We start from the raw sequence: 21,653 nt of genomic DNA on the forward strand, positions 1-21,653 counted from the left end.
CAACTGGAGACAATGTCAGGCAATATGGCTGGTGAATGAATTATGGAAGAAAAGATAAAAGTCCTTGGTACTGCGATGGACTGCCTCACCGCAAAGGAAGCAATGCTCAGGACAATGCAGTTCATGGAGACAGAACCGGTTGATACAATAGAGATCATTTCGATGGATACTCTGATGTCCTGTCAGGAAGATGAGAAGTGGAAGGAGCAGGCAGAAAGTCTCAGCCTGGTGCTTCCCGGAGAGATCGAGATACTGGAAGCAGCCGGAGTACATGACAGAGTGAAAATAAGAGATACGGAAAACCGCATCTTCCTGAAGCTTTTTTTGAAATATCTTCAGAAAAATCACAGAAAAGTATTTCTTCTGGCAGAAACGGAAGATGAGATCATCCGTGTGGAAAATGCAGTGGGCAGATATAACCGCGGCATTAAGATGACGGGGCATGCACTTCTCGTTCCGGAAGAAAACAGGGAGGAAGAGGTAATTAATGAAATTAACGGGACGGAGACGGACTGTATTCTTTCCGTTTTGTCCTCTCCGTATCAGGAAGAATTTATTGCGCGGAACAAAACGCTGCTGAACGCGAGAGTGTGGTTTGGCTGCGGTTCCCTTCTGGGAAAGAGTTTTGCCGAGCGGGGACCATTCCGCTGTCTGAGACATTTCTTCCTCAAGTCGATGTTCCGCCGCAGAGTGGCGTCTGTTGACCGGGAGGAGGAGCAGAACAGCGTGTAAGATGGGGACCGGAAGCCTGCACTGGAAAAATTTGTGAACAATGTATAAGCATAAAAATGTGAATTTTTTGTAAAATATTTGAGGAAATGCATAAATAAAATGGATTTCCTCTTTCTTTTTTTGGTGTTTTGCCTTAATATAATACATAAGTATGATTGAGGGAATGTTTTTCTAACCTTAAAATTTGTGGAAAATGTACATGGGACAAGTGGGAGGAGCGGAGAAAGGATATGATTTCGAATCAGATACTGCAGAATACGATCGATGGCTTAAAGGGAATCTCAAGGGTGGATTTCTGCGTGCTGGACACAGAGGGAAAGGAACTTGCAGCTACATTCGACAACGATCAGGACCGCGGGAGTGCGGTGCTGTCTTTTGTTGAGTCTCCGGCGGAAAGTCAGGTAATTCAGGGGTGTCAGTTCTTTAAGATCTTCGACGAGCAGAGACTGGAATATGTGCTTCTGGCTGACGGCGACAGTGAGGATGTCTATATGCTCGGGAAGATCGCCGTATTTCAGATTCAGAGTCTTCTGGTGGCGTACAAGGAGCGGTTTGACAAGGATAATTTCATCAAAAATCTTCTTCTGGATAATCTTCTTCTGGTGGATATTTATAACCGTGCAAAAAAATTACATATTGACACAGAAGTAAAACGTGTTATCTTTATAATTGAGACACTGCATGAAAAGGATAACGCTGCGCTTGAGAATGTGAGAAGCATTCTCGGAGGCAAGTCAAAGGATTTTATCACTGCTGTTGACGAGAAAAATATTATTGTCGTCAAAGAGCTTACGGACAGAGACGGCAACCGGGAACTCGAGAAGATGGCGAGAGAGATGCTTGATACACTGCGTAATGAGGGAGAAGAAGAGCAGATTCGTATCGCGTACGGAACCATCGTAAATGACATCAAAGAAGTTTCCAAGTCTTATAAAGAGGCAAAGCTGGCTCTGGATGTAGGTAAGATCTTTTTCGCCGAGAAAGATATCGTGGCGTTTACAACCCTGGGAATCGGGCGTCTGATCTACCAGCTGCCGATCCCGCTGTGCAAGATGTTTATCAAGGAGATTTTCGAGGGGAAATCTCCGGACGATTTCGATGAGGAGACATTGACGACGATCAACAAGTTTTTTGAAAACAGTCTCAATGTGTCGGAAACGTCCAGGCAGCTTTATATTCACAGAAATACTCTTGTGTACAGACTGGATAAGCTTCAGAAGAGCACCGGTCTGGATCTTCGCGTGTTTGAGGATGCCATCACATTCAAGATCGCGCTGATGGTCGTAAAATACATGAAGTATATGGAATCACTGGAATACTGATTTCTGACAGGCCATGCGCAGTACACAGCGCAGGGAAGTGCAGGCGGAGCCTGAGAAGGCACTGCGGTGGGGACTGCATAGAAGCGGGCGCGAAAAGAAGAACGAAAGTTTGGAACCGGGTCTGCAGGGCGCAAAGGAAAAGCGTGAGCCCGGGTTCGGGCTGGCATGTTGTGTGTTATGTACAGAGGAGTATGAATAATTAGGAGGAACATATGATTGAATTAAGAAACGTGACGAAGGAGTATTCCAAGGGCAATCCCGCCCTGAATGGAGTATCCGTGAAAATCGAACGGGGAGAGTTCGTTTTCATAGTCGGTGACAGCGGATCGGGAAAATCTACATTGATTCGTCTGATCATGAAAGAGCTGAATCCGACAGAGGGAACGATCATTGTAAACGGACAGAACTTAAACAGGATGAAACATCGTCATATTGCCAAGTACAGAAGAGGACTTGGTGTTGTCTTTCAGGATTTCCGACTTCTGAAGGACAGAAACATTTATGAAAATATTGCGTTTGCGCTGCGTGTGACGGAGACGCCTACGAGAGTAATCAAAAAGAAAGTGCCGGCAGCACTTTCCCTTGTGGGACTTGCACAGAAGTATAAATCATTCCCGAAGGAGCTTTCGGGAGGAGAGCAGCAGCGCGTTGCGATTGCCAGAGCGATCGTGAATGAACCTGCCATATTGCTGGCCGATGAGCCGACCGGAAACCTGGATCCGACAAACTCATGGGAGATCATGAGTCTTTTGAAGGAGGCGAATGAGCGTGGAACGACAGTGCTTGTCGTGACGCACAACCAGGAGATCGTAAACGAGATGAACGAGCGCGTGATTACGATGAAACAGGGCGTAATTGTCAGTGATGAACAAAAAGGTGGGTATATAAATGAGGATTAGTACATTAGGATACGTCGGAAAACAGGGCGTCAAAAATATCTGGAGGAACAAGATGTTTTCTCTCGCATCCATAGCGACGATGTCAGCTTGTATCTTCCTGTTTGGATTGTTTTTCTCGATACTTGTAAACTTTCAGTATATTATCAGGACGGCAGAAGAAGGAGTCGCCATCACGGTATTCTTTAATGAGGATGCCACAGATCAACAGAAGGAACAGATCGGTGAGCAGTTAAGAGAGCATGAGGGTGTTTCTGAAGTTGTTTATGTCTCCGCGGAGGAGGCGTGGGAGGAGTTCCAGCAGCAGTATTTCGGCGACAACCCGGAACTGGCGGAAGGATTCCGCGATGATAACCCGCTTGCAAGCTCCGACAACTATGAAGTATATATGGAGACAACGGATGACAGCCAGAGCCTGACGGCGCGAAGCCGTTCTCTTTCTGAGACACAGGACGAACTGGTAGAGTTCGCCGAGGGACTTGACGGGGTGCGTGAGGTCAATAAGTCGGATGTGGTTGCCAAAACGCTGTCCAGCGTGAACACTCTGGTAGCGATCGTCTCGGTTGCGATTATCATCATTCTGTTTGGTGTCTCAATCTTCCTGATCAGCAATACGGTTACAATGGGTATTACGGTCCGGAGAGAAGAGATCGCGATTATGAAATATATCGGAGCAAAGGACTTTGTCGTCCGGTCGCCGTTCGTGATCGAAGGTGTGATCATCGGAATCTTCGGCGCGGCGATTCCGCTTACACTGCTTTACTTCCTCTATGACAGAGCGGTGCAGTACATTATGACGAAATTTACGATTCTCCAGAATATTATTAATTTCCTTCCCGTTGGAACTGTATACACGGTTCTGCTTCCGGTAGGACTGATTTTGGGAATCGGAATCGGCTTCCTCGGAAGTTTCTTCACTGTGCGCAAGCACCTTAAAGTATAAGGAGGTGCTCTTATGAAAAAGCGGACAAAAAGACTGGCGGGGATGCTGCTCACAGTTGTTATGAGCATGGGAATGGTCTGCAATGCAAATGCGCTGACAATGGAAGAGGCCGAACAGAAGGCAGACGAACTCGAAGAACAGAAAGAGGCAGCGGAGGCGGAAAACGCATCGCTGTCCCAGCAGCTTGAGAATATTATAGCTGATATGAATGAAACACAGAATCAGCTGACCGCCAAGGAAGATGAGATTGAAGCGGCGGAAAATGAACTCGTGCAGGCGCAGGTCGCTGCGGACAACCAGTACGAAAGTATGAAGATCCGCATTAAGTTCATGTATGAAGGCGGAAATACCCAGCTCATGGAGATGCTCATGACGAGCGAGAGCATGGGAGAATTTCTGAACAAGGCTGAGTATATTTCGAGTATTTCTGAATATGATAGAAATGAGCTCATAAAATATCAGGATACGGTAAAAGAGATTGAGGAAAAAGAGGCATCGCTTCAGGCAGAGTATGCCGAGCTGCAGACTCTGCAGGATCAGCTGATTACCCAGCAGAATGAAGTACAGACCATGCTGGACAGCAATGAAGCACAGCTTGAGGACATTCAGTCTCAGATCAGTGAGAATGAGGCAGTGCTGGAAGACCTGAGAGCGAAAGCTGAAGAGGCGAAGCGTATTCAGGAAGAACAGGCGGCAGCGGCGGCATCCGGAGGCGGCAGTTACACAGAGTCATCCGGAGGAAACGTAGTCAGCGGAAACGGGTATTTTACTCATCCGTGTCCGGGATATACATATCAGTCCAGTTATTTCGGAGAGATCCGTCCATACGAGGTGGGAGGTCATAAGGGACACGATTATGCGGCTCCGACCGGAACACCGACCTACGCGGCAGCGGCAGGAACCGTTATTATCGCGGGCTACAGCCCGAGCGCAGGCAACTGGGTAGTCATCAATCACGGGAACGGACTGACAACAAAATATATGCATCACAGCGCGATCTGTGTTACGGCAGGACAGACCGTGGAAAAAGGTCAGCAGATCGGATATGTGGGAAGCACAGGACAGTCCACAGGACCGCACCTTCATTTCCAGGTGGAAGAGAACGGTGTCGCGGTGAATCCGGATAAATACCTGTAAATTGTTTTGCGGGACAATAAAACCGGCATTTCTCCGGGAATGCTGTAAGACGAGGGAGGACAAAGCGGGAAATAACCGTTTTGCCCTCCTTTATAATTTAATGGTACAGCAGAGTTTATGAAAGAGGCTCTGACAGATTGGCGGAGGAGTTATGACAGAGAATATGGAAACAGAAACACGTGGAACAGACGGTGTGGAAACAGAGGCGGCAGAGACGGCGGATTCGGAACAGAAAGGACGTCAGGAAAGGAAAAAGCCGGCCCTTCCGGGACAAAATCGGTTTGGCAGAGGATTCCTGGCCGGGATGCTGACCGCGGCAGTCCTTCTCGTCGCGATAACAGGAGGAAGCAGCCTTCTGAGCAAGGTGTTTGGCGGAAGCTTTGCGTCGGATTCGGTTTCGGTCAGAGAGGTGAACAACAAGTTAAATGACATTAATGCTCTGGTTGAGGAATACTATCTCTATGATGATGAGATCGATAAAGATGCGTTGATAGAGGGAATATATTCCGGATATGTGGCGGCTTTGGGAGATCTTTACACGGAATACTACGATGCGGAAGAGACGAAGGCGATGATGGAAGACGACAGCGGAGAGTTTTCCGGAATCGGAGCGTCTATTCTGAGAAATGCGCAGACCGGAAAGTTTACCATCACCGAGGTTTATGAGGGATCCCCTGCAGATAAAGCCGGAATCCAGGCGGGAGATGTGCTGTATCAGGTGGACGGCCACCTGACAGACGGGGAAAGCTCGGATACGGTACTCTTCTGGACAAAGGGGGAGACTGGAACAGAAGTCGTAATCCAGGTGATAAGAGACGGGGAAACGATGGAATTCACCGTCACAAGAGATGTAATTGAAGAGCATACTGTTGAGTACGAGATGAAAGACGGACAGACCGGATACATTTATGTGGAAAAGTTTGCTGATGTGACGTATGAGCAGTTTAAAACCGCTCTTGAAGATCTGGAATCCCAGGGGATGACCGGACTGGTTATCGATCTGAGGGGAAACCCGGGAGGAAACTTTAACACTGTCACAGATATGCTCAGGCTGATTCTTCCGGAAGGCGTGATTGTGTCTGTGAAGGATAAATACGGAAATACGGAAGAAGAGACATGCGACGGGGAAAATGAGTTTGCAAAACCGCTTGCGGTACTTGTAGACGGCCGCAGCGCGAGTGCTTCGGAAATATTCAGCGCGGCAGTGCAGGATTATGGGATCGGCACAATCGTCGGGCAGACGACTTACGGAAAAGGCGTGGTGCAGCAGATTATCGGCATGGGGGACGGAACAAGCCTGAAAGTTACGATTGCCGAATATTATACACCGAGCGGGAACAGTATTATCGGGACCGGGGTACAGCCGGATGTGGAAGTGGAATATGTATACGACGAAAATAATCCGAAGGCAGATAATCAGCTCGAGGCGGCGCTTGAAGCTGTACGTGCAGAGTGAATTCTGAGAATCATTTGCCGCCGCCTGAGCGCGCGTGAATGAACCGATGTGGAAAAAGCTTCAAAACTTTAAAAAAAGGATTTTATAGAACTGATTTTGCAATAAATATCTTGCAAAATCAGTTCTTCTATGGTATTATATAAGTCGCTGTTGATGGCAAAACGGGCAAAATAATCTGTGAGGCCCCGTGGTCAAGCGGTTAAGACATCGCCCTTTCACGGCGGTAACACGGGTTCGATTCCCGTCGGGGTCATTTTAAGTGTAAAATTGAATATGCCGATGTGGCACAATTTAATAAGATTGACGAAGTCAATCGCAGGCAGAGCAGAGATTACAAATCGCTGCTCAGCAGACAGAAAACTACATATGCCGATGTGGCACAATTCAATAAGATTGACGAAGTCAATCGCAGGCAGAGCAGAGATTACAAATCGCTGCTCAGCAGACAGAAAACTACATATGCCGATGTGGCTCAATTGGCAGAGCAGCTGATTTGTAATCAGCAGGTTATCGGTTCGAGTCCGATCATCGGCTTTGTTCCTGAGGGAACATTAATCATTTGCGGACCTTTAGCTCAGTTGGTTAGAGCAACCGGCTCATAACCGGTCGGTCCTGGGTTCGAGTCCCCGAAGGTCCATTTGCACATGAGTGTCTGAAAGACGGATGCTGAGTGCTCACAGTAAGGCCCAGTGGCTCAGTTGGTTAGAGCGCCGCCCTGTCACGGCGGAGGTCGAGAGTTCGAGTCTCTTCTGGGTCGTTTCTCATCGCAGGATGGGGAAAATTTAATAGCTGCCGCAGTGGCGGAACTGGCAGACGCCCGGGACTTAAAATCCAATGGATGGATTGTTAAGTTCTGGCAGATTTTCCTTGAAAAATCAAGGATCTTAAAATTTCATATTTAGCAAATGTGCTTGCATCCCTCCAAAACATCCCTCCAAAATTAGAGGTGTTTGTAGCTGTTTACAGCGGGTTGGGTGTACACATATTTGCCGGTGTGGCGGAATTGGCAGACGCAAAGGACTTAAAATCCTTCGGAGAGTAATTTCCGTGCCGGTTCGAGTCCGGCCACCGGCATTTGGTAAAGAGACTAAGACAGATTGTTTTAGTCTTTTTTCTTTTTAGTTCACACCTATGCCCGGAAAAACACTTGCGGGAAGGGACTGGATCATTGCATTTGCTGTGTTTATCTTCTGGTCGTAATCAAAGTGTGTATAAATGTTTGCAGTCGTTGAGATCGTACTGTGTCCTAACCAATGCTGAATAGCCTTGAGGTCAACGCCATATGAATACAATAAGGATGCACAGCTATGGCGGAGATCATGAAAGCGGATCCGTCGCAGACCATTCTTTTTCAGTAGTAACTGGAAGTGATCCGTCACATAGCCCGGCTTTATAAGTTCTCCGGTTTCTGTCTTATTGATGTAATCCAGATATTCCTTACAATAGGAATCGCCGCAGACGTACTGCTGATAGTGCTGCTTCTGATAAACATATTTAAGGACTGCCTCAAATGGCGGGACTAATGGTAGCTTGCGTGTGCTTGATTTTGATTTTGTCTTGTCTTTGATGACACGCTGACAATGCCCGTCAATATAGATATCTGTTACCACATGGTTTACAGTGATGGTCTTGTTCACCATATCAATTCTGGACCACTTCACTCCAAGTGCTTCGCTGCGACGCATACCATAAAATGCGGCAAGAAATATGCAGATTTCAAGCGGATCCCCATGAGCAGCTTTAAAAAGCTGTACCATTTCTTCGTTTGTATAGTATTGAGCCTCATAAGTGTTCTCTTCTGGTCTTTGCACCCGGTCTGCTGGATTATCCTTTAGCAATTTTAATTGTACAGCATAGTCAAGACACTTATGGATGTTAGCATGGCGTCTGATGACCGTATTTGGCTTTACATGCCGTTCTTCCAGTTCATAGGTATAATAGTCCTGAATAAACTCTGGATTGTCTGAAAGCTCATTTAACGTGTATCCTCTTTCACGAAAATAGGGTTCTATCCTCTTCTCTACATTACTGCGGTATCCTGCATATGTTGTAATTTGCACCTTGTACTTGATGACTGCAAGCCATTTCAAAATGAAGTCTGCAAACAGAATCTCACCTTTCCCTGTCTCCGGATTGATCGAAACCAAAGGATTTTTTTCAACCCAACCACTACTAACTGCATGGCTGAAGGCCATCAGTAAAATGTGATGACTGGTAGAGATTAAATGTTGCGAACCAGCAATCTGTGGATTGTCGGCTTTTCTGAGTGAGGAAAAATACTGTTCCAGTTCTTGAACGGACAACTCACTGATGCTGCTGATATGCTCTTTAAAATAGGGCACAATCCACCGGTTGATATGGTGCTTGTACTGAGAAAATTCGGCTGCCTCCAGAGGAGCATATTGTATCCACTCCACTAGAAACACATGAACGTGTGTATCCTTATTCCAGATTGGAGGGATAAACTCTTTTCTCGTCTGTGCCAGAAGTGCTTCCGCCTTCTTTTTATTTCCTTTTACCGGAAGCCCGGTGCTGATTGATTTACTGCACCGCTTGTTGTTCGTGTCTTTGTAACATAATATCATTTGGTAAATGCCATTCTGCTCTCGAAGATGACCTGCTACCATAATTCAAACCTCCTTTACAGGGTAACAGTCAACTTCACGTATTGGCATGGATATTATACCATGCTGGCACAAAATTGGCAGTACCTGTGATAGAAATTACTTGTTGCTATTGTTCTGGTCAAGAATTTCCAGATAGGTTAGAATATAATATTTTGGAATTTTGTAGATCCGCCCTATCATAAAATGTTTTATTTTATTTTCTTTAAGCAGTTTATAGGCGGTTTTAGTGCTAATTCCTAACATTTCACTCATTTGTTCTACAGTTACAACATCCGGATAGTTTTTAAATACGGATGTGTATGTCTCGCTTTTTTTCGTATAGATACCTCCCTGATAAATAGATGATTGAAATAATTCTCCCTGGAAGCCAGTTCCTGCGCCTTCCCAAGCCGCGTCTTCGGCGTTGCTATGCAATCTTAAAGCCTGCAGGCACGCATCATGCTGCACTATCTGCAGGCACCCGTATCCCTCTTCCGGGAGGGTGTGAAATTTTCAAGGTACTCTATTTTGCCATTTGTAAGGGAAATAGCGGAGAAAATGCAGAATGTGTAAAAAAATAGAAAAAAAGCTGTCCGTGTGGACAGCCTCTGAAAATTATTTATGTCTGGCAGCGAGCCGATGTAGTATACTGATTACAGCGATCATATCCTCATCGTCGAGCTGCTTTAATAAGTCAGCCGCTTTTTCGTATAGAGGAAGATTGTGAAGAGCTGTATCGAAGAACTGGCAGGGAGTTACTTCCAGATATTCGCAGATTTCCAGGAAGTTCTCCATGGTAGGCAGGGAGCGCCCGGAAGAAATGGACTGGATGTAACTTTTGTTTTTGCCGAGATCCAGGCTCATCTGATATTCGGATACATTCTTTTTTATCCGCAGTTCGGTAATCCTGTCACCGATAAATTTTTTCTCCATGTCATCCACCTCTCTTCCTACATCTTCCTTCGATTTTAAACTATTTAATTCCGGCAAATTACGGAATAAAATAGAGTTATTCACTATATAAATGCTTATATTACGGAATATAACCGGAATTTACTGCTATATACCTGATTGCAAAAAAATGTGATAGAAGCGCTGTTTTAGGGTATGATGTTAATGAGGTGTTTTTAATGAAAATCATAGGTACGCAGGAAGAATTGAAATGGGTCCGCAGGGCGCTGGCAAACAACTGTGAGGGATGTATCTTTGAAGAACGATGTAATCAAAATGCCAGTGAGGAACTGAAGAAGCATGGAAAAACTCTGACAAGCTGTGAGGAATTTATGGCAAGACAGATCACGTTTGTCAGCGAGGAGGAAACAAAAACCACAAAATAGGATATTTATACCGTTATTGCATACCATATATAGTATAAAACAAATTGACAGCACCTATATCCTGTGCTACTATACTGATATAGTTCTTTTTTATGCGTTCCCCGGCGGGAGATCATGTTTTGGGATTTTGAGAAATCCCGTACATGAAGAGGAAAAGCAGGAGCTTTTCCCGGCATAAGTTGTTTATGTTTGTAGTGAAGTGTCACCGTATGCCTGAAATGGCTGTGTGGCACTTTTTTTGTTTTATCGGTGAAGAACCAGATTGGAAAAGGATGAATGGAGAAAACAAGAGGTTTCTCTGCTCATCCTTTTTTGTTGCCGTTTATCCGGAAGAAAATGTTTCTGCCGGATTTTTGTGTATGTATGTGGCCTGCCACAATCAGCTTCGGCTGTTTATGGATAATTATTTTAAAGAAAGGTGGAAGAAACAATGAATGAAACAATGGTTTACGCAGATGGTTTTGAAAAGACATTTGCCACGGCAGAGGAGATGCTTGATTTTCTTTCAAGAAGAAGGAAAGCCTCAGAGTGGATCCGCAAGCCCATCCGAGCCCTCCGGCTGGTGCCGCTTGAAAAAGAGGCGGACAACCTGGAGAACGGAGACGCAGAGATGGAGGAAATCCTGAAGGATACGGAAAAGCACACCCGGCTTGTACTGAAGGTACGAGGCGAGGCATATCCGGTCCGGAACTGTGCAATCCAGACAATCTTAGGACGTGCCGGTATCGGCGGGGACGGCCTGCGAAAGCTGGATCTGGCAACTTATGCAAAGGTTGTGAATTGCTGCCTGAAAGCAGCGAAAGGGGAATGCCTCATCAAGATTGCGGATGGAAAAGTCTCTGCAGTCCACGGGGGAGACGCCCATGATTACAGCGTACTGGACATGAAAGCAATCTTTGAGATGACCAGCGAATATCTGCACACGAATTTCAAGGGAAGCGCTTATCTGGAAGGCTCCGGAACCTATGACCATTCCGTCATGAGTGCCATGTGGACGCTTTCCGGGAACCAGGAGCTTCTGGACACCTACAGGGATGCGCTGGACCGGTACGGAGTAAGCAGAAAGAATCTTACACCGGCGCTGCGCCTGACCACTTCTGATGTCGCAGCCAGCGGTGTCAATCTGTATCCTATGCTGCTGACAGACGGGAACAACCATACGCTCAGCCTGGGAAGCCCGATCACTCTGGCGCACAGGAACCACAGCACAATCCTGGATTACCGCAACAATTTGAAAGAAGTGTATGCAAGATATCAGGATGCCACAGAGCGTTTGGCAGCGCTTCTGGAAATCGAGATTCATAACCCGGTGAACTGCTTAAGGTTACTGATGAAAAAGCTGAAGATCAAGGCGGCGATCCGTAATGAAGTGGTGGAGATGTATGTGGCACAGAACGGGGAACAGAGCTGTACGGCCCATGACCTTTACTATGCCATGAACGAGGCACCCTTCTATGCCGCCTGCCAGGGATTTACCGGCAGCCAGCTTTTGCGGATGGAGGAAAACCTGACCAGGGCCCTTGCCATGGACTGGAAGGAATTTGATGTATATGGCGCCGTTAAGTGTTAAGGAGGAGCTTATGAAACAGATGTTACGAATGGATTATGAACCGGAACAGGTCGTGGATATCAGTACCCTCTCCAGAGAGCAATGGCTCGCATTCCGCCGTCTGGGGATCGGAGGCAGTGATGTAGCCGCTATCATGGGAATCTCGCCTTTTGTTACCAGCCGTGATCTTTACTATGACAAGATTGGCGTTACCCCGGTGATTGAGGAACCTGAAGCCAACTGGGTTGCCAAGGAATTTGGACACAGACTGGAGGATCTGGTAGCGGAGATTTTCTCTAAGAAAACCGGCCTGGAGGTGTTTCCCGTGCGGATCATGTTCCGGCATCCGCTTTACCCGTTTATGCTTGCCGATATTGATTTCTTTGTGCGTATGCCGGATGGCAGCTTTGCCATACTGGAGTGCAAAACCTGTAATTATAACGCCAAAGAGAAGTGGGATGACGGGAAAATCCCGGAGCACTATGTCTATCAGGTGCGGCACTATATGTCGGTGGTGAACATCAGTCATGCATTTATTGCGTGTCTGTGGGGGAATAACGAGAACGACTTTGTATACCGTCCTCTGGAGCGTGATCTCATGGAAGAGCAGGATATCATCGAGCAGGAAGGATATTTCTGGCGTGAATTTGTGGAGAAGAAGGTGGAACCGCCGCTGGTGGGGAAACCGGATCTGGTGCTTGCCAGCATCCGCCGTTACAGCGGCTATGCTGATAAGTCGATCCCGGAAATCCCAATCACGACGCTGGATTCCAAAAGCCTGGAAAAGTATCTTGCTTTATCAGATGAAAAATCACGCTTAGAGAAGCGTAAGAAGGAAATTGACGCAGAACAGCGTGCGATCAGTGTTCCTTTTGTGGAGCTGATGGGACAGGGATGCAAGGCATTTCTGGAAGACGGAACCAACCGTTACAAGATTACCTTTAACCCGACCCGCAGGACGATGATCGGGAAAGAAAATCTTGAAAAGCTGAAAGTGCAGCATCCGGATATTTTCAAAGAATATGCTACAGAAACAGAAAACCGGATCTTCCGGTTAAAGAAGGAGGCGGCGTGATGTTAAAAGGAAAAAGAGCGTATATCTGCTCTCCGTTGTCTGCGAAAACCCGGGAAGAACGAATGTTTAACATGGGGCTTGCGAAGGCGTATCTGGATACGGTCAGCCAGGTATTCCACTGCCGTACATATGCCTCCCATGCCTATCTGCCACTGATGCTGGATGACACCATACCAGAGGAACGGAAGCTGGCGCTTTCCATTGGGAAACAGCTTTTAGACTTCTGTGATGTGCTGATTATCTGTGGAGAGAGGATTTCTTCCGGCATGGAAGGAGAAATCCGTTATGCCCATGATACCGGGAAGGAGGTGTACTGGCTCAAAGGAGGCCGGGATCCGTTTCAGTTACGGAAGATAAAAAATTGGAAGGAGATCGAATATGCGGTGCAGATACCGGAAAACCATATTTCTGAATGAGGAGAATGGATACACCATTGCGGTGTTTACGACGAAGGATGCTTCTGTACCGCTTGCTGCCAGAGACAAATACTTACAGGGCCAGAAAGTGATCGGGTTTATCGCCATAGGCTTTGACCTGCCCCAGTCTGACCAGATCGAGATTGAGATGGAAGGACAGTGGGAAAAGTCCAGCCACGGCCTGCAGTATCAGGTGGAAAATTTCATGGAGATCGTGCCGCGCACGAAGGAGGGGATCTTAGGCTACCTCTCCTGCGGTTCTGTAAAGGGTGTGGGGCCAAAAGTTGCAGAGGCCATTTACAAAGAATTTGGCCTTAATACGCTGGAAATCATGGAAGAACATCCCCAGGAGCTTCTGAAGGTAAAAGGAATTTCCCAGAAAAAGCTGAAGGGGATTGTGGAGTCCTACGGAAAAAACAAGGTGTTCCGGGAACTCATGACATTCCTGGCACCCTATAAGGTAACGCCTAAAAAGGTGAACCTGATCCTCCAGCGGTTTCGCAATGAGTCCGTGGAGATTGTCCGCCACAGGCCTTATCAGCTCTGTGCTGTGAAAGGGTTTGGCTTTTTAACAGTAGATGCCATTGGACGGCAGAACTGCCAGGCGCTCAATGATCCCATGCGGATTTCAGGCTGCCTCTCCCATCTCATGGAGTCTGCCATGAAGGAGGAGGGACATCTGTACCTGGAGTGCCCGGAGCTGATCCAGCGGGCATATGCCATGCTAAACCAGGATCTCCCGCATCAGGCAGTGACAGAAACAGACATCCAGCGGGTACTCTACCGGCTGGTCATGCAGGAAAGCATTGTGGTAGACGGCGAGCGGGTGTATGTGAAGAAGCAGTATGAGGAAGAAAACCAGACCGCTTCCATGATCGCCCGGCGTTTGTTGGATCAGGGCGAGGCGTATGACATCGAAAAGGAATTGGCGCAGGCCCAGACTGCCCTGGCGATTACCCTGTCAGAGAAGCAGAAACAGGCAGTGCGCATGGTGTTCCGAAACCAGATCAGCATTATTACCGGCGGGCCTGGAACCGGAAAGACCACCGTGTTAAAGGTCATCCTTTATATCCATGCCATTGTCTGCCGATCACAGGTACAGCTCATGGCTCCTACGGGGCGTGCGGCACGCCGGATGGCGGAAAGCACCGGGCATGAGTACGCCTCAACGATGCACATGGCACTGGGGCTTCTGGGTGACTTTTCCGATTATGAAGACGCAGTAGAATACCTGGAAGCCGGATTCCTGAATCTGGATGAAGTATCCATGGTAGATATGCATTTGGGATATGAATTTTTCCGCAGGGTAAAGCCTGCTTCCCGTATCCTGCTGGTAGGCGACGTAGATCAGCTCCCTTCTGTGGGAGCCGGTGATGTGTTCCGGCAGTTGATCGGCTGCGGGCTGATCCCTGTGACGGTGCTGGATCTGGTATTCCGCCAGGGAAAGACCAGCAACATCCACTTAAATGCCCGTAAAATGTTGGCAAACCGGACGGATTTTGGGTTTGGAGATGATTTCCAGTTTATCTCCTGCAATTCGGCAGATGAGACAGCAGCCATGGTACGCCAGCTTTACCAGGAAGAGGCCGCAAGGAACGGCCTGGACCATGTGCAGATTTTGACACCCTATCGGGTAAAGACGGTAAACGGCGCTAACGAGCTGAACCGGAGCCTGGAGGACCTGATCAATCCGCCAAGTCCTGGGAAAAAGGAACTGTCCGCAGGAGGGCAGACCTACCGGGAAGGGGATAAGGTGCTTCAGAACAAGAATACGTTGATGGCCAGCAATGGGGACCTGGGAAGGATTACGGATTTTTATACGGATGAGGAAGGAACCGTAAAAACGGTGATCGAATTTCCGGATGGACGTGTCGTGACCTACGAGACGGAAGATCTGGAGATGATCGAACACGCCAATGCCATTACCATACACAAGTCCCAGGGATCCGAGTGCGATATTGTCATCATCCCCTGGGTGAGAGCCTTTTATATGATGCTGAAGCGGAATATCCTGTACACAGGCATTACCCGTGCAAAGAAAAAGGTGTATCTGGTGGGGCAATGGAACGCAGTCTGCCAGGCAGTCCATACGGACGATGCCGGCAGGCGCAATACAGCTCTTGGGGAGCGGATCACCCGTTACTATTATCAATACCTGAATGAGCGTGAGCCGAAACAGCTTCGGCTTGCGGTATAAAAATAATTTCCACTTATGAAGAAAGGCAGGCTATTCCTTATGTAGAGGGATATCCTGCCCTGTTTGTGAAAGGAGCAGATGTATGAACGAATTACTGTATCAGAAAAATCAGGCAGTGGCGGCTTTGAACCGGGTGGAGGGATTTGAACCTCTGGAATTTGCCCGGACGATCAAACAGGAGGATCAGGAGGACCAGCTTTATCTGGATGTGAAATACCGGAAACTCTGGTTCCGTCTGGCGAATCCTTTGGGGCGGATCTCCAGTCATATTGTCTGGTTTAATGAGAACGTGGCGCTGGCGGAGGCAAAAATCTACCTGAACTACACGGATGCACCGGAGAATTACATTGCCAATGCGTTTTCCATGAAATTCCGCTCAGAGGATCCAAAGTTTGGAGACAAGTTCCTGGAGATGGCAGAGACTGCCGCCGTGGGACGTGCGCTCTCTGATGCGGGATACGGCGTCCAGTTTGCGGACGTAGGAGAAAGCAATGATCCGGCGCAGGTGGATGCGGGGATCCCCGTACCGCTGCAGTATCCGGAAGCTGCCGCAGGTGCACCCTCTTATGGAGGGCAGCCGGTTTCTGCCGGACAGCCGGATTACAATGGCAAGAACGGGTATGCCGGGAACACTCCCGCAGGGAATATGCCGTATCCGGGCAGGCCGGCAAAAGCCAATCCCAGCCAGAGCATGATGAACCAATTCTATCGTCAGGCCCAGGCGCAGGGAAATATGATGGGAGCGTCTGTCCGGCAGATGAAACCTGCAGCGGCTGCACCGGAAACTCCGCTGGACGGAAATCTTCCCGTGGAGGAGCTGGCAAACCGCATGACCTATGAGCAGGCGAAAGCCGTGGTCATTGGCGGAAAAGGAAAATTTGGCGGGAAATCTATGGGGCAAGTGGCTGTGGAAAGCCCTTCCAGCCTGGATTATTTCGCTAACAGCTACCGGGGACATAACAATCTGATCCCGGCGGCAGCCAGGGTTCTTTTGAGACAGGCACTTCCAAAAGCCAGCTGATCATAAAACGCAACTTTCCGCAGTCTTTTTTAGGCTGCGGAAGAAAGGAGGTCAGACCTGGATGTATGACATGACTGGGTTTGATTATGACATCACGGATGTTGCCAACCTTCTGCGGCTGCATAAGCGCCGTGGGAATTACTACGACTGTCCCTTTTGTGGAGACACCAAAGGGCGGCTGAATATCAATCCGGCTAAAAATGTCTTCCGCTGTAACCGGTGTGACAAATCCGGAGGGATGTTACAGCTTTATGCAGACTTGCATAACCTGACCTACCGGGAAGCAAATGAGGAAATCCGGGAGGCTTTGAATAAAGGGGAATACCGGCAGGTGCGCCAGGCAAAGGTACAGGAAGAAAAGGAAGAGCCTGTGCAGTCGAAGCTGGCGCCACTGGATGAACGGCACCGTACCTATACGGAATTACTGAATCGGCTTCCCCTTTACAGTGTACATAGAGAAAACCTGAGATCCCGGGGCCTTACAATCGAACAGATAAAAGAGCGGCGCTACCGGAGTGTTCCGATGTACGGGCTGCATAAGATTGCAGAGACACTTCAGGAGAGCGGCTGCGTGCTGGAAGGCGTACCGGGATTTTATCGGGATCCGGAGGAGCGTTGGACATTGAATTTCAAGACGAAGAACTCCGGCTTCCTGGTTCCTGTGGAGTCCATGGACGGAAAGATCCAGGCGTGTCAGATCCGTCTGGACCATCCCAGGGATAACAACAAATATCTCTGGTTTTCCAGTGCTGGCTATCCACACGGTGTTTCCTCCGGAAGCCCGGTTCATGTGATCGGAGATCTGGATGCGGAAAACGTCTATCTGACAGAGGGCGGGCTGAAAGGCTCGATTGCTCATTATCTGTCTGGGCATACATTTATCTGCCTGGCAGGTGTGAATATGTACCGGAGCCTGCGCCCGGTGTTGGAGGAATTTCAGCAAAGAAAAATGAAATTTCTCTTTGAGGCGTTTGACATGGACAAGAAGCTGAAAACCGACTGTGATAAGCATTATCATAAATGTTCGGTCTGCAGTGAAAAGGGTACGCCGGAAAACTGTCCGTACAAGGTGGAAAAGCGCCGTATCATCCAGAACGCCTGTGGAAAAGTCTATGGGATCTGCCAGGAGCTGTCCCTGCCGGTCAGCCGTATGGTCTGGGACCAGGATGCGGATGGAAACTGGAATGGAAAACTCAAAGGCATTGATGATTATTATTACGCAAAGCGGGCTGCACAGACAGCCCCTTTGCAGGAACAGAAGGGAGTGGACATATGAAAAAGGGAGAAAAGCTGCTGTTTCTGGCAGGGATCCTGCTTGCCATCGGCGCTCTTGCTTTTTCCGCATGGAAACTAAGAGGAATCTATGGTGAATACCAGGAGGGCGAGGATACCTACGAAGAGCTTGCTTCATTTGTGGAGGAGCCGGAGGACACACCAAAACCAGACGGGGGCGAACCAGATGCAGAACCGGACGGATATCTGAAGATTGACTTTGAAGGACTGCAGGCTGTGAACCCGGACGTGATCGCCTGGATTGATATTCCCGGCCTTTCCATTAGTTATCCGGTGGTACAGGGAACCGATAATGCTTATTATCTGCATCATCTGTTTACCGGGGAGTACAACAGCAGCGGCAGTATCTTTGCGGACTGGCATAACCAGCCGGATTTTGCGGATCCGAACACCATTGTATACGGCCACAATATGAAAAACGGCAGTATGTTTGGAACCCTATCCCATTATCAGGATCAGGCTCTGTGGGAGGCTTCTCCTTACTTTTACCTGTATGTGCCGGGGAAGGTACTGAAATATCAGATCTTCTCCTGTTATGCCGGGTATGTGGGGAGCGAGGCTTATACCTATGCGTTTCCGGAAGAGGCAGACTTTCAGGCTTTTCTGAAGCAGATCCGCTCCTATGCGGGATATGATACCGGTGTGGAAGTCGTGGAAACAGACCGGGTGGTGACACTTTCCACCTGTGTCAGCTCCAGACGTGATTATCGGTATATTGTCCACGGGAAATTGACAGAGGAAATAGCAAATTGAAGAAGAAAAGTATAGGAACAGAAAACAGCGCCGGTATGGAAAAGGAAGACACCATGCCGGTCTTTTTTTATGGAGGAAAGTATCATGTTGGAAGCTGAATATGAGAAAGAACGGGAGAAAATTGAAGGAAAAGAAGATGACAGGCTTAAGGAGGAGCGGATACAAACACTCCAGACAATTTTTCAGCGGGCATGGCGTTATCAGGAGCGGGGGATGCTGGAGGAGATTATCTTAGGATTTGTTCAGAAAAAGACAGCGATGCTTCAAAATGCCAGGACAAAAGGCGAACTGCAGGAAATCAGCAAACCGCCTAAACCGGTTTATAACGGAAATGTCTTTACCACCGGAAAGTATGACACAGAGGAAGAAGAATTGCTGGTCTGGAGCCTTACTTGTTTGCAAGCACCGCTCAACAACCAGGCATATGAACGGTACAAAGAGCTGTTCTGCCGCCTGTTGCAGGAAAAGGCGAAGATATTATTCCCGGAAATGAATGAGAATAATCAGGCAAAAGTTGCCTGAAGAATGAAGAATGGAGGGCGGATATGACGATCAGAGAAGCAGGAAAAGGAATTGTGACAACCGTGGGAGGTACTTACAGGATCGGATTTATCAACATGGATGGTCAGGAAGATGAGACGGAACTCGATGCTTACAACATGACGGAATTGGAAGAATTATACAGGGATTTTTGTAAAGAGAATGGATTTAGACAGAATACCGTCACCTATATGGAACGGTAAATGAAACGCAGGCACCGGGAAACCGGCGCCTGCCTTGATAGAGAAAAATTAGGATTTATAAATATTTTCTTCTGATTTTTTTAGCTGTATTAATTGCTGTCTTCTTTATCCAATTATTATCAGAATTACAGTACATTTCAATATCTGATAATACTTCAGGTTTTCCACATTTTCCTAATGCCTGTAAAGCGTGACCTCTAACATCTTCGTCATTTAAGAGACTAACCAAACAGTTTATTGATAAATCTGACTTATATTCTCCCAAAGATAGCACTAACATTTGCCGGCCAGTCCCATATTTTTTATTTGATGACAACTCGATCAGTTCTTTTTCTATTGTCATACTGTGTATAATATTGATTGAATTTGCAATTGCCCATCGATAATAATTATTCTTTGCATTTTTAAATTCTGTTAACATCTTCGGTATTGCTTCTGTAAATCCCTTTACACCTAAACAACGTACAATAAATTCTTTATCGCTTTCATCAGATAAATAGTCGAGAAATTCTAACAAATAAGGAACAAGTTCTCTTTCTTTGAGAGACAGATTAAATAAATCATTGATATTGTTTATAACATATCCATGCTGTTGCAGTCGATTCATTATTCTTAATTTAGTTTCTTTTGTCATTTCCTCACCACCACAAATTCCAATTTGTTTCTGCCTACATTCTACCAAAGACACGTCTGGAATACTATCCTAAATAAAAAGTCTCAAAAAATTTTTTCTCCAGAGTTGCTATCTACATATCTCATACGTATGGAATAAGTAGAAATCAATATAAGGAGTGACGCATTATGATAAAAAAACTGACTATCCCCGTGGATTACGGGAACCGGAACATGAAGACCACCCATTTTCTTTTCACTACGGGGCTCTCATCCACTGACCGTAAGCCTGCAGGCCGGGAGGATTTCCTTCAGACTGACGGGAAGTTTTATGTTTTGAGTGACAAGCGGATCCCGTATCAGAGGGACAAGACGCAGGATGAGCGTTTTTCCATCCTGACGAGGTTTGCTATTGCAAAGGAACTGGAGCGTACCGGTCAGGTAACGGAAGAAGATGTGGTGCAGGTATCGCTGCCGATTGGCGTGCCGCCCAAGCATTACGCTGAATTGGCGGAGCGGTATCGGGAGTATTTCCTGGGAGACGGAAAGGTGCAGGATCTGGTGTATAACGGAAGAACCTACCATACCTGCATCCGGGACGTAGCTGTATATCCCCAGGCGTATGCTGCCATGATGACTGAGGGCGAGAAAATCCGGCAGATCCCCAAAGCGGTGGGAATTGATATCGGAGGATTTACTTCCGATTTCCTGCTGATGCGAAGCGGCGCCCCCTGTCTGGACTATTGTGACTCCATGGAAAAGGGTGTCATCACCATGTATAACGACATCATTTCCAGCGTCAACGGGGATCATGATATGCTCCTGGAGGAAACAGACATTGACAGTATCCTGGAAGGCAAGACGGAATATTATCCGGATATGGTGGTACATACGGTAGAAGAAATGGCCCGGAATTTTGTGACCGACTTGCTCAGCAGTGTCCGGGAGCGGGGCATTGATACGAAATCTACCTATACCATATTTATTGGAGGCGGAGCTATTTTGCTGCGGCGTTTTCTGGAAAGTTCTAACCGGCTGATCAAGTATCGGTTTATTGATGATATTTTCGCAAATGCGAAAGGGTATGGCATCCTGTACCGCAGTTCTTTAGCAGGGAAGTGATGATCGTGGGAAAGAAAAATCCATATGTATTTACGATAGGATTTGACAAGAAAAATCCAGAGCATCTGGAAGTCGTAGAGATCCTGAACGGGACGGAGAAAAAGGCGGCCCTGATTGCGGAAGCCGTTCTGCAGTATATGGGGAAGAAGTCTGGTGAAGATACTGGAGTCTCCCAGGAAAGTATCCAGGCAATGGTGCGTCTTCTGGTACGGCAGGAAATGGAGCGGATTGCCGGTGAGGTTCCTGTTTCAGATATTGGAACTTTAACCAGCCAGCAGCTGCAGCCGGAGACAGAAAAGAAGCCTGCCGAAACCGTGATCGAGGATCTGAACGAAGAAGGCCCTCCGATTGATGAAAGAACGATGCAGGATATTGCGGATGCCATGGCAGCATTTAGAAATATGTGATACAGGTCTTTGGGGAGAACTCGCATGGGTTCTCCC

General features: G+C 47.5%; 23 protein-coding genes and 5 tRNA genes. 24 read left to right on the forward strand and 4 right to left on the reverse strand.

Annotation, left to right across the window (positions count from 1 at the left end):
- Positions 1-42 precede the first annotated feature (42 nt).
- From LKD70_RS12000 to LKD70_RS12050, 11 genes are all read left to right on the forward strand, one after another.
- Complete coding sequence (locus LKD70_RS12000; RefSeq protein ID WP_227708235.1) at positions 43-732, forward strand: WecB/TagA/CpsF family glycosyltransferase; 690 nt, start codon at positions 43-45, stop codon at positions 730-732.
- A 230-nt stretch (positions 733-962) separates the two neighbouring features.
- A complete protein-coding gene (locus LKD70_RS12005; RefSeq protein WP_227708236.1) occupies positions 963-2,054 on the forward strand; it encodes a PucR family transcriptional regulator in 1,092 nt (363 codons plus the stop codon).
- 212 nt (positions 2,055-2,266) lie between these two features.
- Complete coding sequence (gene ftsE / locus LKD70_RS12010; protein WP_227708237.1) at positions 2,267-2,953, forward strand: cell division ATP-binding protein FtsE; 687 nt, start codon at positions 2,267-2,269, stop codon at positions 2,951-2,953.
- Entirely contained in the window at positions 2,943-3,893 is a 951-nt protein-coding gene (gene ftsX, locus LKD70_RS12015; RefSeq protein ID WP_227708238.1) for a permease-like cell division protein FtsX, read from the forward strand. The genes ftsE and ftsX overlap by 11 nt, the downstream gene beginning before the upstream one ends.
- A gap of 12 nt (positions 3,894-3,905) precedes the next feature.
- Positions 3,906-5,030, forward strand: a complete 1,125-nt coding sequence (locus LKD70_RS12020; RefSeq protein WP_227708239.1) for a murein hydrolase activator EnvC family protein — start codon at positions 3,906-3,908, stop codon at positions 5,028-5,030.
- Between the two features lie 151 nt (positions 5,031-5,181).
- On the forward strand, positions 5,182-6,486 hold the full coding sequence (locus tag LKD70_RS12025; RefSeq protein WP_320442602.1) for a S41 family peptidase: 1,305 nt from the start codon (positions 5,182-5,184) through the stop codon (positions 6,484-6,486).
- Positions 6,487-6,667: 181 nt separating this feature from the next.
- Positions 6,668-6,739 (forward strand) — tRNA-Glu (locus tag LKD70_RS12030).
- Positions 6,740-6,947: 208 nt separating this feature from the next.
- Positions 6,948-7,020, forward strand: a tRNA-Thr gene (locus LKD70_RS12035).
- 29 nt (positions 7,021-7,049) lie between these two features.
- Positions 7,050-7,123: transfer RNA gene (locus LKD70_RS12040), tRNA-Ile, on the forward strand.
- Between the two features lie 46 nt (positions 7,124-7,169).
- A tRNA-Asp gene (locus LKD70_RS12045) sits at positions 7,170-7,243 on the forward strand.
- Positions 7,244-7,474: 231 nt separating this feature from the next.
- A tRNA-Leu gene (locus LKD70_RS12050) sits at positions 7,475-7,560 on the forward strand.
- 44 nt (positions 7,561-7,604) lie between these two features.
- Here the strand turns inward: LKD70_RS12050 and LKD70_RS12055 are convergent.
- The 3 genes from LKD70_RS12055 to LKD70_RS12065 form a co-directional block, all read right to left on the reverse strand.
- Entirely contained in the window at positions 7,605-9,113 is a 1,509-nt protein-coding gene (locus tag LKD70_RS12055; protein WP_227060854.1) for a tyrosine-type recombinase/integrase, read from the reverse strand.
- 96 nt (positions 9,114-9,209) lie between these two features.
- A complete protein-coding gene (locus LKD70_RS18650; RefSeq protein ID WP_320442603.1) occupies positions 9,210-9,560 on the reverse strand; it encodes a helix-turn-helix domain-containing protein in 351 nt (116 codons plus the stop codon).
- 147 nt (positions 9,561-9,707) lie between these two features.
- Positions 9,708-10,025, reverse strand: coding sequence for a helix-turn-helix domain-containing protein (locus LKD70_RS12065; RefSeq protein ID WP_015573094.1), 318 nt, complete (start codon positions 10,023-10,025; stop codon positions 9,708-9,710).
- Between the two features lie 197 nt (positions 10,026-10,222).
- On the opposite strand from LKD70_RS12065, the gene LKD70_RS12070 reads away from it, so the two are divergent.
- The 11 genes from LKD70_RS12070 to LKD70_RS12120 all read left to right on the forward strand — a co-directional run bounded on the left by LKD70_RS12070 (position 10,223) and on the right by LKD70_RS12120 (position 19,476).
- Complete coding sequence (locus tag LKD70_RS12070; protein WP_106789382.1) at positions 10,223-10,429, forward strand: 2-ketoisovalerate ferredoxin oxidoreductase; 207 nt, start codon at positions 10,223-10,225, stop codon at positions 10,427-10,429.
- Positions 10,430-10,614: 185 nt separating this feature from the next.
- Entirely contained in the window at positions 10,615-10,863 is a 249-nt protein-coding gene (locus LKD70_RS12075; protein ID WP_054353196.1) for a hypothetical protein, read from the forward strand.
- Positions 10,860-11,999, forward strand: coding sequence for a transposase (locus tag LKD70_RS12080; RefSeq protein WP_227708241.1), 1,140 nt, complete (start codon positions 10,860-10,862; stop codon positions 11,997-11,999). Before LKD70_RS12075 ends, LKD70_RS12080 begins: the two co-directional genes overlap by 4 nt.
- Positions 12,000-12,009: 10 nt before the next feature.
- The gene (locus LKD70_RS12085; RefSeq protein WP_227708242.1) at positions 12,010-13,053 is read left to right on the forward strand and encodes a YqaJ viral recombinase family nuclease; all 1,044 of its coding nucleotides are present in this window, start codon (positions 12,010-12,012) and stop codon (positions 13,051-13,053) included.
- Positions 13,053-13,469: a DUF7768 domain-containing protein gene (locus LKD70_RS12090; RefSeq protein ID WP_087416647.1), complete on the forward strand. Its 417-nt coding sequence runs from the start codon at positions 13,053-13,055 to the stop codon at positions 13,467-13,469. Before LKD70_RS12085 ends, LKD70_RS12090 begins: the two co-directional genes overlap by 1 nt.
- Positions 13,432-15,666 carry an SF1B family DNA helicase RecD2 gene (gene recD2, locus LKD70_RS12095; RefSeq protein ID WP_227708243.1) on the forward strand — a complete coding sequence of 745 codons (2,235 nt, stop codon included), beginning with the start codon at positions 13,432-13,434 and terminating at the stop codon, positions 15,664-15,666. Before LKD70_RS12090 ends, recD2 begins: the two co-directional genes overlap by 38 nt.
- A gap of 82 nt (positions 15,667-15,748) precedes the next feature.
- Complete coding sequence (locus LKD70_RS12100) at positions 15,749-16,687, forward strand: hypothetical protein (protein ID WP_227708244.1); 939 nt, start codon at positions 15,749-15,751, stop codon at positions 16,685-16,687.
- A 61-nt stretch (positions 16,688-16,748) separates the two neighbouring features.
- Positions 16,749-17,963: a CHC2 zinc finger domain-containing protein gene (locus LKD70_RS12105; protein ID WP_227708245.1), complete on the forward strand. Its 1,215-nt coding sequence runs from the start codon at positions 16,749-16,751 to the stop codon at positions 17,961-17,963.
- Positions 17,960-18,733: a class B sortase gene (gene srtB, locus LKD70_RS12110; RefSeq protein ID WP_201310207.1), complete on the forward strand. Its 774-nt coding sequence runs from the start codon at positions 17,960-17,962 to the stop codon at positions 18,731-18,733. Before LKD70_RS12105 ends, srtB begins: the two co-directional genes overlap by 4 nt.
- 84 nt (positions 18,734-18,817) lie before the next feature.
- Positions 18,818-19,255: a hypothetical protein gene (locus tag LKD70_RS12115; protein ID WP_201310208.1), complete on the forward strand. Its 438-nt coding sequence runs from the start codon at positions 18,818-18,820 to the stop codon at positions 19,253-19,255.
- A 23-nt stretch (positions 19,256-19,278) separates the two neighbouring features.
- Positions 19,279-19,476: a hypothetical protein gene (locus LKD70_RS12120; RefSeq protein WP_015573104.1), complete on the forward strand. Its 198-nt coding sequence runs from the start codon at positions 19,279-19,281 to the stop codon at positions 19,474-19,476.
- Between the two features lie 55 nt (positions 19,477-19,531).
- Here the strand turns inward: LKD70_RS12120 and LKD70_RS12125 are convergent, their stop codons facing one another.
- Complete coding sequence (locus tag LKD70_RS12125; protein ID WP_227708246.1) at positions 19,532-20,164, reverse strand: HEAT repeat domain-containing protein; 633 nt, start codon at positions 20,162-20,164, stop codon at positions 19,532-19,534.
- Between the two features lie 113 nt (positions 20,165-20,277).
- Here LKD70_RS12125 and LKD70_RS12130 point away from each other — a divergent pair, with 113 nt between their 5' ends.
- A complete protein-coding gene (locus LKD70_RS12130; RefSeq protein ID WP_227708247.1) occupies positions 20,278-21,210 on the forward strand; it encodes a ParM/StbA family protein in 933 nt (310 codons plus the stop codon).
- A complete protein-coding gene (locus LKD70_RS12135; protein WP_087270548.1) occupies positions 21,210-21,617 on the forward strand; it encodes a hypothetical protein in 408 nt (135 codons plus the stop codon). The genes LKD70_RS12130 and LKD70_RS12135 overlap by 1 nt, the downstream gene beginning before the upstream one ends.
- Positions 21,618-21,653 lie beyond the last annotated feature (36 nt).

Source organism: Ruminococcus turbiniformis, from assembly GCF_020687545.1.
In the GTDB taxonomy this organism is placed as follows: Bacteria; Bacillota; Clostridia; order Lachnospirales; family Lachnospiraceae; genus Mediterraneibacter; species Mediterraneibacter turbiniformis.